The sequence below is a fragment of the Pseudomonas sp. NPDC099000 genome, assembly GCF_044759925.1.
Taxonomy (GTDB): domain Bacteria; phylum Pseudomonadota; class Gammaproteobacteria; order Pseudomonadales; family Pseudomonadaceae; genus Aquipseudomonas.
Genome location: NZ_JBIWAF010000003.1, coordinates 104,687 through 121,165, shown reverse-complemented (window position 1 = coordinate 121,165; position 16,479 = coordinate 104,687). Strand labels below are relative to the sequence as shown.

The 16,479-nt window shown below is 58.7% G+C and carries 18 protein-coding genes; 4 read left to right on the top strand and 14 right to left on the bottom strand.

Annotated elements, in window-relative coordinates:
• The first annotated feature begins 50 nt into the window (after positions 1–50).
• Complete coding sequence (locus tag ACIQV9_RS05225) at positions 51–590, top strand: AidA/PixA family protein (RefSeq protein WP_403098894.1); 540 nt, start codon at positions 51–53, stop codon at positions 588–590.
• 58 nt (positions 591–648) lie between these two features.
• On the opposite strand, the gene ACIQV9_RS05220 is transcribed toward ACIQV9_RS05225, so the two are convergent.
• Positions 649–1,734: a type I restriction endonuclease gene (locus tag ACIQV9_RS05220; protein ID WP_403098892.1), complete on the bottom strand. Its 1,086-nt coding sequence runs from the start codon at positions 1,732–1,734 to the stop codon at positions 649–651.
• A gap of 346 nt (positions 1,735–2,080) precedes the next feature.
• Between ACIQV9_RS05220 and ACIQV9_RS05215 the strand changes: the two genes are divergently transcribed.
• Complete coding sequence (locus ACIQV9_RS05215; protein ID WP_403098890.1) at positions 2,081–2,491, top strand: low affinity iron permease family protein; 411 nt, start codon at positions 2,081–2,083, stop codon at positions 2,489–2,491.
• 64 nt (positions 2,492–2,555) lie between these two features.
• Here ACIQV9_RS05215 and ACIQV9_RS05210 read toward each other — a convergent pair whose 3' ends face one another.
• The 8 genes from ACIQV9_RS05210 to ACIQV9_RS05175 form a co-directional block, all read right to left on the bottom strand.
• Positions 2,556–3,059 (bottom strand): DUF4142 domain-containing protein, encoded by a 504-nt coding sequence (locus ACIQV9_RS05210; protein ID WP_403098887.1) that lies wholly within the window; start codon positions 3,057–3,059, stop codon positions 2,556–2,558.
• Positions 3,060–3,134: 75 nt separating this feature from the next.
• On the bottom strand, positions 3,135–3,293 hold the full coding sequence (locus ACIQV9_RS05205; RefSeq protein WP_403098884.1) for a KGG domain-containing protein: 159 nt from the start codon (positions 3,291–3,293) through the stop codon (positions 3,135–3,137).
• 117 nt (positions 3,294–3,410) lie between these two features.
• Positions 3,411–4,760 (bottom strand): diguanylate cyclase domain-containing protein, encoded by a 1,350-nt coding sequence (locus tag ACIQV9_RS05200; protein ID WP_403098882.1) that lies wholly within the window; start codon positions 4,758–4,760, stop codon positions 3,411–3,413.
• Between the two features lie 84 nt (positions 4,761–4,844).
• Complete coding sequence (locus tag ACIQV9_RS05195; protein WP_403098880.1) at positions 4,845–5,483, bottom strand: LysE family translocator; 639 nt, start codon at positions 5,481–5,483, stop codon at positions 4,845–4,847.
• Positions 5,484–5,526: 43 nt separating this feature from the next.
• Positions 5,527–5,964, bottom strand: a complete 438-nt coding sequence (gene fos / locus ACIQV9_RS05190; RefSeq protein WP_403098878.1) for a fosfomycin resistance glutathione transferase — start codon at positions 5,962–5,964, stop codon at positions 5,527–5,529.
• Positions 5,965–5,970: 6 nt separating this feature from the next.
• Positions 5,971–6,699: a hypothetical protein gene (locus ACIQV9_RS05185; RefSeq protein WP_403098875.1), complete on the bottom strand. Its 729-nt coding sequence runs from the start codon at positions 6,697–6,699 to the stop codon at positions 5,971–5,973.
• Positions 6,700–6,725: 26 nt separating this feature from the next.
• A complete protein-coding gene (locus tag ACIQV9_RS05180; RefSeq protein ID WP_403098873.1) occupies positions 6,726–7,460 on the bottom strand; it encodes a hypothetical protein in 735 nt (244 codons plus the stop codon).
• 37 nt (positions 7,461–7,497) lie between these two features.
• Positions 7,498–8,409 (bottom strand): LysR substrate-binding domain-containing protein, encoded by a 912-nt coding sequence (locus ACIQV9_RS05175; RefSeq protein WP_403098871.1) that lies wholly within the window; start codon positions 8,407–8,409, stop codon positions 7,498–7,500.
• Positions 8,410–8,486: 77 nt separating this feature from the next.
• On the opposite strand from ACIQV9_RS05175, the gene ACIQV9_RS05170 reads away from it, so the two are divergent.
• Positions 8,487–8,975, top strand: a complete 489-nt coding sequence (locus ACIQV9_RS05170) for a DMT family transporter (protein WP_403098869.1) — start codon at positions 8,487–8,489, stop codon at positions 8,973–8,975.
• A gap of 179 nt (positions 8,976–9,154) precedes the next feature.
• Here ACIQV9_RS05170 and ACIQV9_RS05165 read toward each other — a convergent pair whose 3' ends face one another.
• From ACIQV9_RS05165 to ACIQV9_RS05150, 4 genes are all read right to left on the bottom strand, one after another.
• A complete protein-coding gene (locus ACIQV9_RS05165) occupies positions 9,155–10,486 on the bottom strand; it encodes an MFS transporter (RefSeq protein WP_403098866.1) in 1,332 nt (443 codons plus the stop codon).
• A 186-nt stretch (positions 10,487–10,672) separates the two neighbouring features.
• Positions 10,673–11,599 carry a hydroxymethylglutaryl-CoA lyase gene (locus ACIQV9_RS05160; RefSeq protein ID WP_403098864.1) on the bottom strand — a complete coding sequence of 309 codons (927 nt, stop codon included), beginning with the start codon at positions 11,597–11,599 and terminating at the stop codon, positions 10,673–10,675.
• Entirely contained in the window at positions 11,596–12,789 is a 1,194-nt protein-coding gene (locus tag ACIQV9_RS05155; RefSeq protein WP_403098862.1) for a CaiB/BaiF CoA transferase family protein, read from the bottom strand. Before ACIQV9_RS05155 ends, ACIQV9_RS05160 begins: the two co-directional genes overlap by 4 nt.
• Positions 12,790–13,020: 231 nt before the next feature.
• Positions 13,021–13,929, bottom strand: coding sequence for a LysR family transcriptional regulator (locus ACIQV9_RS05150; protein WP_403098859.1), 909 nt, complete (start codon positions 13,927–13,929; stop codon positions 13,021–13,023).
• A 195-nt stretch (positions 13,930–14,124) separates the two neighbouring features.
• Here ACIQV9_RS05150 and ACIQV9_RS05145 point away from each other — a divergent pair, with 195 nt between their 5' ends.
• A complete protein-coding gene (locus ACIQV9_RS05145; RefSeq protein WP_403098856.1) occupies positions 14,125–15,291 on the top strand; it encodes an MFS transporter in 1,167 nt (388 codons plus the stop codon).
• Here ACIQV9_RS05145 and yiaY read toward each other — a convergent pair.
• On the bottom strand, positions 15,288–16,436 hold the full coding sequence (yiaY, locus tag ACIQV9_RS05140; RefSeq protein ID WP_403098854.1) for an L-threonine dehydrogenase: 1,149 nt from the start codon (positions 16,434–16,436) through the stop codon (positions 15,288–15,290). The genes ACIQV9_RS05145 and yiaY overlap by 4 nt on opposite strands.
• Positions 16,437–16,479: the final 43 nt, after the last annotated feature.

Here is a 16,479-nt window from a genome sequence, read left to right as displayed (position 1 = left end):
TGAACCGAAGCGGCTGCCGTTGTGCGTCAACATCATGAAAGGAATCCATGATGACTTCCGAACCGATCAAACCCCCTTCATCCAGCGTTGCGACGGCCCACAATGTGTTGCTGGTTGTTGATGCTGAATCGCTGCTTTTACGCTATCCAGATCCCAGCCTTGAACCCGAAAACCCGACGTCTATTGCCGATGGTTTCATCTTCGCCATCAATGGATCTCTGACACCACAAAGTACTATAAATGACAGCTCTATTACGCTAACCCTCGGCACCGGATCGACTTTCCATATCCGCAGCAGAACCGTCAGCTTGCTCGCGGAGCACAGCGTGGTGTTTTACGGGATGTCAGCAGGCGATGCAGGCGTACTTTCGACGCCTGAATTGGTGGTCAAAGAAGACCTGACCGTACCTGCACCCGACCCTGAAAACCCGACCGTACCGGGCAGCCATTCGGCCGATGATCATTATTGGCAGTGCACGCAATTGGCCACGGGGGTCGAGGCGTGTGAACTGAGCTTCATGCTGATCGATAAAAGCTGCGAGGCGTTGGGGTACTTCCGTTGGGCGGTTGATGTGAAGCTGACGAACTGAATGGTTCTCCACAAAAAACCGGCCTCAAAGGCCGGTTTTTTTGACTGCAAGTAAATGGTTAGTCGTAGTACCCAACAGTCTTCTTCAAATGATCCGAGTATTCGTAGATATCGTCTATCGAGTTTATGGCGTGCCGGGTTTCATTCTTCTCCTCGTCAAAAATACCGATGTATTTTTGTGGGCGATTGAAGTGCAGACGGCAGATCGGTTTGCGGTTGTTATCGTCGAGCAGAATGCCGAAGTAACTCTGCGTGTCACGCTGGACAATGCGTTTGGCATCTACAACTGACCGAACAACGGCTCGGACGATGTGGTAACCCTCCAGTTCTTCCAGCGTCGTCAGGACCTTGTCTTCTAACTCGTCTCGTACATCCGGCTGTTCAGCACTACCGGAAGAAACCGGCAAAGAGGCCAAGGCCGGTTGAATCGCACCGCTCATGGCTGATTTGAGCCTGTCATTGATCTGGTCGTTGAGAAACTGCACCACAGCCTTTCTCGTTAGCTCATGAAATTGCTCACGGACTTTCTGTGTAATCACCCCGTCGTACACACGCGAAGCGAACACTTTCACAAAGTCGTCATCAGGCTTGCTGACCTGCGATGCGATGACCTTCTTGATTTGGCTGACGTATTTCAACTCACCCGCGGCGCTGATGATCGAATCCACATCGAAGGCTGACTTGGTGAGCTTGACCAATTCCGGGACAGAGTATTCGTCGATATCCAGAAGATCGAGCTCAAGAAATGGTTTCTCATCCATCTTGTTGGGTGCGTCCAGGTCAGTGAAAAACTTGTAGACCTGACCGTTGGTAAGGATGGAGATACGGGCACTGGTGACATGGAAGTAACGAAACAATTGGGAGGCGTGATTGATGTGCAACGGCTCACCAATTTTTTTGCATTCGATGAGGATCTGAACTTCTCCGCCCTTCATGATTGCGTAATCAATTTTTTCTCCCTTTTTCGTTCCGATATCGCAAACGAATTCAGGCGTCACTTCAGTCGGATCGAAGACATCGTAGCCCAGCACGGTGCTGATAAAAGGCATGACAAATGCGTTCTTGGTGGCTTCCTCCGTTTTGATTGCAGCGCTTTGCAAACGAACTTTGGCGGCTAGGCTTGTTAGCTTTTCGAAGAATTCCATGAGTGACCTCTTAGCTGATTTCGATCCGTGTTTTTGCATGCTGGCAAATTGATTGCCTTTGATACTAGTCACAAACCGGCACAAAGAAAGAATCAGGTGAAGAAATGGGGAAGGAGGGATTTATTCCATCAAGTGCCATGCATTGCGATTGGTAGGAGCTGTCGAGTGAATCGAGGCTGCGATCTTTTGATCTTGTTCCTGAAAGCAAAATCAAAAGATCGCAGCCTCGTTTCACTCGACAGCTCCTACAGAGGTCGTGGCGTCGCAGAATTGGGGTTTTTAAGTAGAATTTTCAACCCGCCGTCGCTGTCTGAAAACCAGGCGCATCCCTATAAGGAACACGGCAATGAAATTCGCAAAAATCTCGCAGAAACTCGCCCTGTGGGCCGGCAGTCCCAAGACGTTCATGGGGGCTTTGATCCTGATTGCGCTGTGGGGTTTGACCGGGCCGATTTTCGATTACAACGATACTTGGCAACTGATCATCAACACCTCAACTACCATCATCACGTTCCTGATGGTGTTCCTGATCCAGAATACGCAGAACCGCGACACCGACATCCTGCACCTGAAAATCGATGAGTTGCTGCGGGTAAACAAGGAAGCGCAGAACGCGATGCTGGGGCTTGAGGCACTGGACCTCAAGCAACTGGAGGCGCTGCGTAAACACTATCGCGCCATGGGCGAAAAAGAAGTGCATGGCCTAGCGGGGCTGGCGGCTTCGAGCATGCGCAAACAGGATTTGAATGAGTGCTGAGCACAAACAAAACGACGCGTGATGTGAATCACGCGCCGTTTGCCTTATCCGTCGTCAAACGCGGTTATCGACCGGCTTGAAGCGCCCTGGCCATTTGCAGATGGTTTTGCAATTTTGGCAGCGTTTCCTCAGCGAAGGCTTTGATTTCCGGCACTTCGGTTGTCTGAGCGACTTGTTGAAGCTGCTCGATGGCTTCCTGGGTCGTCTTCACCTGACTGGCGGTGTAAGCCTGATCAAAGGATGTGCCGTCTTCCACTTCCGGCATCAACGCTTTGGCCTTGTCGACCACTTCTTCCCGTGGGGCCACCGGCAAATCCAGTTGCTTGGCGATTTTCGCCAGATGCTGGTTGGCGGTCGTACGGTCGTTGATGACCACGATGGTGTAGTCCTTGACCTCTTTGGATTCGGTTTTCTGGTGCGCCAAGCGACTGGCTTCGATGTCGGCCATGCCTTTGGCCGACGCATCGTTGATGAATTCGGCGGGCGACTGGGCGAAGGCACTGTTGGCAAACAGGCCCAGCAACGTGGCAAAACTGGCAGTGCGTAATCGGGTGGCCATCCGGCTCATGGTCGCGCCCTCCTTCTGAAAAAATTCAAGCGGGAGCTTTCGCCCCCGCCTCTCAATCAAAACTACCTTCACCGACTACTTCGATTTCTGACCGCCTTTACGGCCCATATCGGGTTTCGCAGGGTCTTTGTCGACAGTCGTGGTGGTAGTTTTCCCACCTTTGCGACCGGCTTCAGACGCCTTCGTTCGATCGTTGGCGAGGTTTCCCGAGTTCGAGTTTCTTGAATTAGGCATGATTCTCTACCTCTTGGTGATGATCGCGGCGAGCAGGAGCCCGCATAGAATCTGAATTTCGATCGCCACAAAGGTTTAGAAAAAATGAAATCGCTGCGACGAACGGTGGCCGGTTTTTCAGACGCCGAGGTGCTGGTGATTTCGACGCTTGGCCGTGTACATGGCCTCATCGGCATGCCGGAAAAGCTGCTTTTCTTCGATGCCATGCTCGGGGTAATGCGCGACGCCGATACTCGGCTGAATGTTCACGCTGTGCCCGTCCAGGCGCAGGGGTTGCGCCAGCACCTGACGGATTTTTCCCGCGACGTTATCAGCGTCTTCCGAGGCGTGAATGCTGTGCAACAACACCACGAATTCATCCCCGCCGATGCGCGCCACCGTGTCGGTTTCGCGCACGCAGCCCTTGAGCCGATTGGCGACCGCTTGCAACAGCATGTCGCCGACCGCATGGCCGTGGGTGTCGTTGACTTCCTTGAAGCGGTCGAGGTCGACGTACAGCAATGCCATCCGTCCGGAATTCGTGCGAGCCATCGCCAGTGAGTCTTTGAGCCGGTCGCGCAGCAACGCTCGGTTGGGCAGTTGAGTCAGTTGGTCGTATTGGGCCATGCGTTGCAGGCGGGCATGCAATTGCTTGCGCTCGATCGCGGTCGCGACTTGGGCGCAGACGTATTGCAGCAATTCCTTGTCTTGCTCGGTGTAGCGCTCGCCACCCGGTACGCTTTTGACGATCAGCGCGCCGATGGTGCCGTTTTGCGAATTCAACGGCACACCCAGCCAGCAAGGTGCATCCGGCCCGGCGACCAGCACCTCAAACCCTTCTGGCGGGTTGTCCTGGTCCGGGGTCAGCAAAATCGGCAGGCCGCTGCGGATCACTTCGGCGCAGAGGCGTCCGGTCATGGTGCCGGGCTGCTCGGGTTGCAGTTCATGGTCGTTGACGTGATAGGGGAAGTTCAGCTGCGCGCAGTGCTCGTCATACAGCGCCACGGAGAAATTCAGCGCCGGCAGCCATTCGCCGATGATCAAATGGACGCGCTTGAACAACGCCAGCAAATCTTCCGCCGCGTGGGCTGCTTCGGAGATTGCGTACAACGCCGCTTGCCGGGACTCGGCCTGCTTGCGCTCGGTGATGTCCCGGGCCACGGCAATGCGCAACTGATCGACTTCAGACCAGCGCGCCGACCACAGGATATGCACCACCCCGCCGTCCTTGCGCAGGTAGCGGTTTTCGAAGTTGAGTTTGGGCTCGCCGCCCATGATCTCGCGTGCGGCGTCGAGGGTGCGTTGACGATCCGCGGGATGCACCATGTCGATCATCGGCTGGCCGATCAGTTCGTCAGGGGTATAGCCGAAAATGCGTTCGCAGGCCGCGCTGACAAACACGAAGCGACCTTGTTTATCCACCGCACAGACGGCGTCCAGCAAGAGATCGATGTAGCTCGCCAACGGTGCGGAATTTCTGGTTGCCATGGTGCGATGAGCGTTTCCGGACAGTGCAGCAATAAGAACCCTCCCTGACCGATCAGTACAGCTGACGCATCCGTGCGCTCAACCTCAAGCCTTGTTCGTCACCAGCCCCGGTAGCGCATGAGCGAGGGCGTTGATGGCGAAACCGATAAACATCACCCCGCATAACCGGGTGATCGCCAGTTCATGGCGTTGATACAAGGTGCGAACCTGCCGCGCACCGACAATGCCAATGAGGATAGCGTAGGCCATCAGGCCACCGACGAAGCTCAGGACAATCAACCACGGCAACATTGACCAGTGCAGCAACTCCGCGCGACTCGACAGCAGCGCCGTGAACGTCGCCACCGCCACGGGGTAGGCCTTTGGATTGGTCAGGCCAAACAGAATGCCGTGCCAAAAGGGCTGGCGAGCCGGGCCTTGAGGAGCATCGGCGCTGCTGCGCTTCGCCCGTATGGCGCGCAAGCCGAGCCAAAACAGGTACAGACCGCTGAGCACGCCCAACACATCGAACGCCGTGCTGCCGATTTCACGGGCGCCAACAATGGCGATCAGCGCCGTGCTGCACCAGACCACGTCCCCCAACAAATGCCCACAGAGAAACCCCGCCCCAGCCCGCCGTCCACGCGCGGCACCGATGCTAAACACCGCCAATACGCCCGGCCCCGGCGTGATGCCGTAGATAAAACCCGAGGCGAGAACGGCCATTAGCAGCGATGGGGTCATTGAAAGTCCGTTTAACTATTTGGTGAATGGGCGCAAGTCTATATCAGGTCTCGAGAATATCGACTGACTGATCGTCGAAGAACTTCATTCCCGCATACGGGCGTTCACGGCAGGCTGCCAGTCGGGACGCCAGGTCCCCGACGTGGGCTTCAAGCTTGTGGCCGTCCGGGTCGAGAAAATAGAACGACGCGCCTTCGCTGCGGTTATCGCGCCATTCCTGCACGTTGGCGGATCGCAGGTGATCGACGAACACGGGGAAATTGGTTGCGCTTATGGTGAAGGCGTAATGGGTGTAATCGGCGGCGGGGTCAGACTTGCGCAGTGGATCGAGGGAAAGGCACAGCCACAGACCGGGCAGCGAGAGGTAAGCGCCGGTGTCCCAAGTGGCATCGACGCGAAGTTGCAGCAGATCTTGATAGAACGCCACGCTGCGGTTCAGGTCGGAGACGGCGAGGGTCAGGTGGTTGAGGCCGGTGAGCATGGGCGATTAGCCTTTGAGTGCTTCTGGCACGACGTACTGTTTACCGTCGTAGTTCAGGGTAACTCGGGTTGTTTTCAACTTGCTGGACGTATCTTTGCACTCTTCGCCTACCAGGAAGTTTGTGGTCACCGTCACGGTGGAACTGACAACAAGATCTGCAAATCCGTTATGAGTTGTTTTGCCCATATCGACGGTTCTTTGTGTTCGTTCGCCCTCTCCTGCGCAGTTGCCGTCCCACTCGCCCCTGCTCGTAGAAATGACCAGCCCTTCCAATACCGGACGCAATGTATCGCCCTCCTTGAGATACAAGGCCAGCTCCGTCTTGTGGTAAGGATTGACGCTTGAGCTGTGTTCAAAACTCGAACGAATACCAAAAGCGCGACTGTCCGGCGTCAACTTGTAGCGTGCCGTATCAATGGACAACCCTGCATACGCCACGGCGTCCGAATAATAGGCGTCTTTTTTATGGTAAGTGGCCAGGCGTTTCGAGCTGGACGAGTGAATGAGCGACAGTTCCAGATCGACGTTTCCGCCATCGTTGTTGGCGTCGGCGGAATCCGGCTTGAATGTCGATGAGGCCACAATGGTCTGGTCGTCATACGCCGGCCAGACTTTGCAAATGGTGAACGTTCGCTCGCCGAAGGGCGCTTCTTCGCAGCCCGCTTGTACCTGGCTGACAGCCGTAATCAGGCCGAGTAACGCGAGTGGATTCAGTAGTTTCTTTACGGTTAGCATGTTCTTCCCTGATCGGTTCGCAGTAGTTACAAGCCCTTGAACCCTTGCGGCAGGACGTAGTTTTTACCGTCATATCGAAGTGTTGTCAGCACCGGTTTGGCTGTAATGGATTTGGATTCACATGCCTCCCCTTCGCCTTTCCCGACTTCGCTGGTGGACACTGTCTTGACGATCAAGTCGGCGTATCCATGTGAACTGGTTTTGCCGATTTCTAGCGTACGGGTGGTTTGATAAATCTCACCGGCGCAATTGCCATCCCATTCACCGCCATACTCATAGGTGATGAGCTTATCCAGGACGGGGCGCAACTTGTTGCCCTCCCTTACGTAGAGCGAGAGCAACTTTTCGCTCACAGGATTGAGCCGAGACGAGCCGTTGAACGTGACGCGCACGCCAAACGCTCTTATGTCAGGCGTGAGCTTGTAACGTGCGGTATCGATCTGCAGATTTTCAAAGGCTATGGCATCCGACTCAAAAGCCGATGCCTTGTGATATGTCGCCAGCGGCTTCGAATCGCCAGCCGACACAACAGCAAGATCGAGATCATATTTACCCTGAGGGCCATAATCACTTGCCGAATACCCCGATTCGAACTGCGACAACGCTGTAATCGTCAGCCCCGGATAGGCCGGCCAGTCTTTGCAAACCGAATAGCCGAAATCGCCTGCCAGAAACGGTGATTCACATTCAGCGAACGCCTGCGTCGTCATCACCAATCCGCACAGCGCCGCACAACTCATCCACCCAGACTTCAATGTCATTCCTTGTTCCTTGCGCGTTTCAAAAAAATAGATGATTTCAGGCGCGCACTATCCCCTCCCCAATCCGCCCATTCAACCAGTTCAACGCCTGATCCCCGCCCCGCCGCTTGTGCCAGACCAACACAAACGTAAATGACGGAATATGAAACGGCGGCGCAACCACAATCAACGAGCGCTCATCAATCTCACGCAACCCACGTGAAGCAACGGTAAGAATCAAATCCGTGCCGCTGATGAACTCCGGGGCAACGCTCCAGTGCGGCAGGCTGATCGCGACGCGACGGCGTTCACGCAGTGCAGTCAGGGCTCGTTCGATTTCCGGGGTGCCGCTGCCGCGCATTTCCAGCAGAACGTGTGGCCGCGCGAGGTAGGTCGGCAGGTCGAGTACGCCATTGGCAGGCAAGCTGTTGCGGTCCACGAGGCAGGCGTAGTGTTCTTCGAACAGCGGGGTGCTGCGCAGTTCGTTGGGCAGCTCCGGAAAGACCCCGGCCGCAACGTCGATGTCGCCGTTGAGTACTGCGTCGAGCATGCCTTCGCGGCTGGCATGGCTGATTTGCAGGTCGATGCCCGGCGCTTCCCGGCGCAACGTCCGAACCAGCTCTGGCAGGACGATGGCGGCGCCGTAGTCGGACATCGCCAGACGAAACGTGCGCTTGGCCGTGGCTGGGTCGAAGGCGTTCGGCGCCAGCAGCGATTGCACTTGCGCAAGTGCTTCGGCCAAGGGTGCGATCAACTCCAGGGCTCGCGGGGTGGGCACGAGCGTGGCGCCGGCGCGTACCAGCAGCGGATCGCCAAGCAGATCGCGCAATCGCCCCAGGGCGTGACTGACCGCGGGCTGACTCAGGTGCAGACGCTGCGCCGCCCGCGTGACGTGCTGCTCGCTGAGCAACGCGTCGAGGATCACCAGCAAGTTGAGGTCGATACGCCGAAGATCATTCATCTGGTGCATGTTCTGAATAGAAATTTGGAATTTAAATCTGCGCGACGAATACTCTAGAGTCCAGCAAAACCTGTTGGAGAATGATCATGAGTACGTTGCATTGGGCCGGGCTGTTGCTGCTGGCCATGATTGCCGGGGCGGTGGTGCCGTTTCAGAGTGCAATCAACGCCAACCTCACGCGTGGGTTGGGTCATCCGTTGTGGGCGACGCTCGCGTCGTTATTGGTGAGTATCGTGGTGTTGGTGCCGATTATGTTGGCGATGCGCTTGCCGCTGCCGTCACTGGCGTTCATCACGAGGGCGCCGCTGTGGATGTGGGCCGGCGGTGCATTCGGGGTGTGTTTTATTTCGTTGGCGCTGATGCTGCTGCCCAAGCTTGGGGCGTCGGGGTTTATTGCTTTGGCGCTGGCGGGACAGGTGGTGGCTTCGCTGGTACTGGATCACTTCGGGTTGTTTGGGTTGGTGGAACGGCAGATGACGTTGCCGCGGGTGGTTGGGGCGGTGTTGTTGATGGCGGGGGTGGCGTTGATTCAGTTCAGTGCTGCGCCGACCAGAGCGCTGATCGCAACATCCTGATCGTTCCCACGCTCTGCGTGGGAATGCAGCCGTGACGCTCCGCATCACTGGACGCGGAGCGTCCCTAGAGGCATTCCCACGCAGAGCATGGGAACGATCATCACCTTGGGTTCGCAGCCTTCGCCGGCCTCTGCAAGGATGCGTGGTCGATGCAGGGACCGGCGTAGCCTGCGAAACGCTTAGAACTTGTCGAGCGTACGCAGTTTCTGCGGCAACCCCCACAGCAGCAGCGCAACGGCGATCAGCGCGCAGACGCCAATGACATACAACGCCGGGGTGGTGCTGCCGGTCAGATCCTTGATTCGTCCGACCATGACCGGGCTGACGATGCCGCCGAACTGGCCGAGGGTATTGATCACCGCAATCCCGCCGGCAGCCCCTGCGCCGGCACCGGCCAGCAGTTTTGGCGGTAAGGTCCAGAAGCTTGGGATGGAGGCGATGATCCCGGCACCGAGCAAGCCCAGCGCGACAATCAGGAAGGTCGTGTGGTTGGCGAAGATCCCCGCACAGAAGAACCCCACCGCGCCCACTGCGACTAAACCTGCAACAAACTTGCGTCGTTCACCGGTCGAGTCGGACAACCGTCCGATCACCACCATGCTGATGGCGCCGCAGACGTACGGGATGGCGGTCAGCAAACCGATCATCACCGGGCTCTCGGTGCCAGCGCTGCGGATCAGTTGCGGCGCCCAGAAATTCAAGCCGTAGGACGCCACCTGAATCAGGAAGTAGATCAGTCCCAGGGTCAGGAAACCCGGGATCCGCAGCGCAGCGAGCAGCGAGCCTCCACTCTTGTGCGGTTCATGGTGAGCAATGCGGCTGGCCAGCAGGGTTTTCTCCGACGGCGTCAGCCAATGGGCGTCCTCGATGCGGTCCTTGAGCAAGGTCAGCACCAGCAAGCCAAGGCCGATGCAAGGCACACCGCCCAGCAAAAACAGCCAATGCCAGCCGCGCATATCCATAAAGCCGTCGAGGTGTTGCAGCACCAACCCGGAGAACGGTGCACCGACCAGACCGGCGAACGCCGAGGCCAGAAACAGCATCGAGGTGATGCGTCCGCGATAGTGCTGCGGGAACCACAGTGTCAGGTAATACAGCACGCCCGGTGCAAAACCGGCCTCCATCGCGCCGATCACGAAGCGCAGCGCGTAGAACTGCCATTCGCTGTTGACGAAGACCATGAGGGCGGTGGCGACACCCCAGGACATCATGATCCGGGCGATCCAGCGTCGGGCGCCGACCTTGTACAGCATCATGTTGCTCGGCACTTCGAAGATCACGTATCCGACCACGAACAGCCCGGCGCCGAGGCCGTAAGCGGTGTCGCTCAGGCTCAGGTCGGTCTGTAGCTGGAACTTGGCGAAGCTGATGTTGATGCGGTCGAAAAAGGCGAACAGGTAGCAGACCATGATCAGCGGCATCAGGCGCCAGGCGACCTTGCTGACCAGGGCTTTTTCTTCGTCGTGGCTAACGGACGGGCTCGCGCCCGCCTCCAGTACATTGAGGCTCATGGTGCTTTCTCCAGGCGGACTTCCCGTGGGTGTCCGATTGTTTTTGTTGTCTGGTTTAGTAGGACTGTATGGACGCTTTTACCGTGGAAGTGAGCCTGCTCGCGATGACTGAGTCATTTCCGACATCGCATTGACTGACCCACCGCTATCGCGAGCAGGCTCACTCCCACAGGGTTTTGTATTGGGTCAGGACGGGCTCGGGTGCAAATCGCAATTACGCCCGGCCTTGGCCAGTTGACCGGGCACTTCGTGGCCCAACAGCGCGGGTAATCCTCGGGACAACTTCAGTATCAGAGGCAGATCAATGCCGGTATGAATGCCGATTTCATCGCACAAGTTGACCAGGTCTTCGGTGCAGATATTGCCCGAGGCACCCGGTGCGAATGGACAGCCGCCGAGCCCGCCGAGGGCCGCGTCGAAGCGTCGGGCGCCGGCCTCGTAGGCGGCCAGCACATTGCACAGACCGAGGCCGCGGGTGTTGTGGAAATGCAGGGTCAGATCCGCCGGTGAAACTCGCTGCAAGACCCGCCGCACCAGCCGATCCACCTGACGCGGATTGGCCATGCCAGTGGTGTCGGCCAACGTGATGCCCTGAATCCCGAGCTCCTGATAGGCCTCGACGATTTGCAGCACGCGATCCTCATCGATCTTGCCTTCGAACGGGCAGCCGAACGTAGTGGCGATGCTGCCGTTGAGTCGCACCGGCGTGCCACCGACGTATTGCACGATTTCGCCGAACGCCGCCAACGACGCTTCGCAACGCATGCGCAGGTTGGCCAGGTTGTGGGTCTGGCTGGCGGACATCACCAGGTTCAGTTCGTCGGCCCTGGTCGCCAGCGCCCGTTGCGCGCCTTTGAGGTTGGGGATCAACGCGACGTAGATCACCCCCGGTTGCCGGGCGATGCCCTTGAACACCAGCTCACCATCGCGCAGCGCCGGAATGGCCTTGGGCGACACGAACGAGCCCGCTTCGATGCGGCTGAATCCGGCCAGCGACAGCTGATCAATCAGCGCAATTTTGTCGACGGTTTCAACCCAGGTCGGCTCGATCTGCAAGCCGTCGCGAGGGGAGACTTCCTGCACGATCAGGGTCTCGGAAAAATCAGTGATCATTGCACAACCCCTTTAGCTTTCAGGCGTTCGATGTCCAGCTCCGTAAGGCCCAGCCCCGCGAGGATGCCGTCGGTGTGCTGGCCCAGACTCGGCCCGGACCAGTTCACGCCGCCGGGGGTCTCGGACATTTTCGGCACGATGCCGGGCATCTTCACCGTGGCGCCGCCGGGCAGGTCGGCGCTGAGCAGCATGTCCCGCGCCTGATAGTGCGGATCGGCGACGATGTCGGCGACTGAATAGATGCGCCCGGCCGGCACTTCAGCGGCTTCCAGCGCCGACAACACTTCATCGATCGGAAGGCTGCTGGTCCAGTGAGTAATCGCCGCATCGAGCACGTTACTTTTCAATGCGCGGCCATCGTTATGAGCAAACTCCGGCGCGTCGGCCAGGTCGCGACGACCGACCACTTCCATCAGACGCTTGTAGATCGGGTCACTGTTGCCGGCAATCACCACGTAGGCGCCGTCGGCCGTCAGGTAAGTGTTGGACGGCGCGATGCCCGGCAGGGCACCGCCGCTGCGCTCACGCACATGACCAAGCATGTCGTACTCCGGCACCAGGCTTTCCATGACGTTGAACACGCTTTCGGCCAGAGACACATCGACCACTTGCCCGCCGCCCTGCCCGGTCTTGACCCGCAGCAACGACATCAAGGCGCCGATCACCGCGTGCAAGGACGCCAGGGAATCGCCGAGACTGACACCGACCCGTGCTGGCGGCGAACCGGGGGTGCCGGTGGTATAGCGGATCCCGCCCATGGCCTCGCCGATGGCGCCGAAACCCGGACGATCGCGGTAAGGGCCGGTCTGGCCATAACCGGAGATCCGTACCAGCGTCAGATTAGGGTTAAGGGCGTGCAACACGTCCCAGCCCAGACCGAGTTTTTCCAAAGCGCCTGGCCGCAGGTTTTCGATCAGTACGTCGGCACTGGTCGCCAATTGCTTGACCAGTTCGATGCCTTCGGCTGATTTAAGGTTGAGCGCCAGGGACTTCTTGTTTCGCGATTGCAGGTACCACCACAGCGAGGTGCCTTCGTGCAGCTTGCGCCACTTGCGCAGCGGGTCACCCTGGCCCATGGCTTCGATCTTGATCACTTCGGCGCCGAACTCGGCGAGCATGCGCGCAGCGAACGGCGCGGCGATCAGCGTGCCGATCTCGATCACTTTGATTGCACTCAAGGGGGCAGTCATCGCGGGGTACCTCTATGTTGTTCTTGGAATATGAGCCAAGGCTAGAGGACCTGGGGGCGATGAATCCAACCTTCAGTTGGCAACGTTCGTTCGCGAAATGCGAACGCTCCGGGAAATTACTGCGACCTCAAGTCAGTCTTCGCGGGCAAGCCTCGCTCCTACGGGTTGTGTGTGATCCCTGTAGGAGCGAGGCTTGCCCGCGAAGAGGCCAGTACATCCCATCGAGATTTATCAGGCCTGCCCACGCAACTGCTCAAACAACATCCGGCTCACCGGCGACAACGCCGCTTCATCACGCACCACCAAAATGAGCGCCCGATCCGACCAGTCATCCGTCAACGGCACCGCCTGCAACCCCAACGCCCGGCCAAACAATTCATAGGCCTTTTGCGGCAGGATGCCGAGACCCATGTTGGCCTGGACCATGCGGCACATCGCATCAAAACCCGGCACATGAATCCGCAACCGCAGCACCTTGCCCGCCTTGCGCGCAGCCGCGTGGGTGCGCATGTTGATCGAACTGGCGGAATGCAAACCGACATAATCACTGCCCAGCGTATCGGCGAAAGCCAGGCTGGAACGGTTTGCCAACGGATGATCGGGCAGCATCAACACCACCAGTTTGTCCTGGCGATAAAACACGCTGTGCAGACCTTTCACGTCGCTGTCACTGGAACAGATCCCCAGGTCCGCCACACCATCAAGCACACCCTGAATCACCCCACTACTGGGACGTTCTTCGAGGTCGGTCTTGACCTGGGGATGACGCTCGGAAAAATCCCGCAGGTCTTCGGGAAGGAACTGAATGATCGCCGACAAGTTGGCGAGCATACGCACATAGCCGCGCACCCCGTGGCTGTGCTCGCCCAGCTCGAGGCCCATTTTCTCGACGTTGAACAACATCTGCCGGGCATGGTGCAGCAGGGTTTCGCCAGCCGGCGTCAGGGTCATGCCTTTGGCCTGGCGCACGAACAGGCTGATGCCCAGCGCCTCTTCCAATTCCATCAGTCGCTTGCTGGCCGCCGACACCGCGATCGCTTCGCGGGTCGCTGCACGGGTCAGGGTGCCTTCTTCGTGGACGGCGACAAACAGCTGGAGGGTGATCAGGTCGAGGCGGCGGATCAGGCTTTTTTGCAGCATGGAGGGCTCGATGGCTTCAGTTCGGCGAGTCGGCAGGATAGCCCGGTTTTGGCTCGCAACATCACACGACATTGCCCTACACCCGAATTTCATTGGCCGATCACGACGGAAGATCGCTGAAAAAGTCGCGTGAATTCATGTAGCTTTACGCACCCACGCCAGGGACGTTGCTTACTGAAACCCAAGGAAGACTCAATGAAGAGCAGCACCACCCTCCTCGTCACCTGCAGCACGGTGTTTCTCGCCCAACTGGGCATGAGCATTTACCTGCCGGCGCTGCCGGACATTGCCCGGGATCTGTCCGCCGAGGCGTCGCAAGTGTCCTGGGGCTTGGCGGTGTACCTGATCGGCATGGCGCTGCCGATGCTGTTCTGGGGCAGCCTCGGTCAGCGCCTCGGCCGCAAACCGGTGTTGCTCGCCGCACTCGGGATCTACGGGCTCGGTAACCTTGCCCTGCCCTTGAGTCAGACGCTTGAATCGTTCCTGTTGTGGCGACTGGTCCAGGGGATTGGCGCCAGCGGGATTTCGGTCATGGCGCGGGTGCTGATCCGCGACAGTTTCCGGGGAGACTTGCTGGCCAAGGCACTGTCCTGGCTATCGATTTCTTTTGTAGTGGCGCTGGGGATCGGCCAGTACCTGGGGTCGATCATTCAGGTGGCGCTGGGTTGGTCGGCGATTTTTTATCTGTTGGGTGGCGTGAGCCTGTTGATGGCGCTGGTCGTGTCCCGGGTCAGTTTTCCGCTGCTGGTTGAGGACCATGTTCTTTCATCCGCGTGGCCAAGTTACTGGCGCATTCTGCGTGATCGAGCCTTCCTGCTTCCGGCACTCACCGGCGGCCTCGGTTATGGCGTGATCATCGCGTTCAACACCGCAGCGCCGCTGATTCTGCAAGGCCCGTTCAACTGGTCGGCGGTGGAATACGGATTACTGGGCTGGCCGATCAGCGCGGCGTATTTCCTGGGGGCGTTGGGGGTGAATGCCTTCGTGATTCGCACCGGTCGATACTGGCTGATGACGGCAGGTGTGGGGCTGGTGTTGGGCGGCTGCGCGGTGATGTTGCTGGGCAGTCTCGCGGGCACGTCCGTTGCGCTGCTGTTCTGGTTGCCGTACTGCTTTGCGGTGTTCGGGCAGTCGTTGAACTACCCTATCAGCCTGGCCCTGGCCAACGACGGCTCGCCGGTCGGCGGGGCGTATGCGATGGCGTTGAGCGGTTTCATTCACCAACTGATGGCCGCCATCATCGGCGCGATTGCCAGCCTGATCGCCAGCCAGCAGGCGTGGCCACTGTCGCTGTTTTGCACCTTGCTGGCCTTGGGCGCGATGCTCTGTGTGATGCTCGCGCGCGGTCGTCAAACCGATTAGAACGCGTTGCGGAAAATCTCCTCGATCTGGCGCTGATCCGCCACCCGTGGATTGGTCAGGCCGCAGGCGTCTTTCAGCGCATTGGTGGCAAGTGTCGGGATGTCGTTGAGCTTGGCGCCGAGTTCACGCAAACCGGCGGGAATGTCCACGTCTCTGGACAGGCTGCGGATCGCCAAGATGGCCGCTTGAGCGCCTTCTTCCGAGCTTAAGCCACGGGTATCAGCACCCATTGCGTGGGCGACATCCGTCAGGCGCGGGGCGCACACCAGCGCATTGAAACTCTGCACATGGGGCAGCAGCACCGCGTTGCACACGCCATGAGGCAAGTCGTAGAAGCCGCCCAACTGATGAGCCATCGCGTGGACATAACCCAGGGATGCGTTATTGAACGCCATGCCGGCGAGGAACTGCGCGTAAGCCATGTTCTCCCGGGCGGCCATGTCGCTGCCGTCGCGCACGGCCAGGCGCAGGTTGCTGCTGATCAACGTGATCGCCTTCAGTGCGCAGGCATCGGTGATCGGATTGGCCGCCGTGGACACGTAGGCTTCGATGGCATGAGTCAGCGCGTCCATGCCGGTGGCAGCGGTCAGGCCTTTGGGCATGGCGACCATCAGCGCCGGGTCGTTGACCGACAGCAGCGGCGTGACATTGCGGTCGACGATGGCCATTTTCACGTGGCGCGATTCGTCGGTGATGATGCAAAAACGGGTCATCTCGCTGGCGGTGCCGGCAGTGGTGTTGATCGCAATCAGCGGCAACTGCGGTTTGGTGGATCGGTCGACGCCTTCGTAGTCGCGGATCTCCCCGCCGTTGGTCGCGCACAACGCGATGCCCTTGGCGCAGTCATGGGGCGAACCGCCACCGAGCGACACCACGAAATCACAGCGACTTTCCTTGAGCAGGCCCAGGCCCCTCTCGACGTTGGCCATGCTCGGGTTCGGTTTGGCGCCGTCGAAGATCACCGAGTCGATGTCTTGCATCGCCAGCTTCTCGGCAATCATCTTCGCCACGCCAGCCTTGGCCAGCCCCGCGTCGGTGACGATCAGCGCCTTGCGAAAGCCGTACTTGCGAATCGCGTCCATGGCTTCGTCGAGGCATCCGTTGCCCATAATGTTTACGGAAGGGATGAAAAACGTGCTGCTCATGAACGACTCTCCTGGCTGGGCCGAATCGGCAGCGCCGATCCAG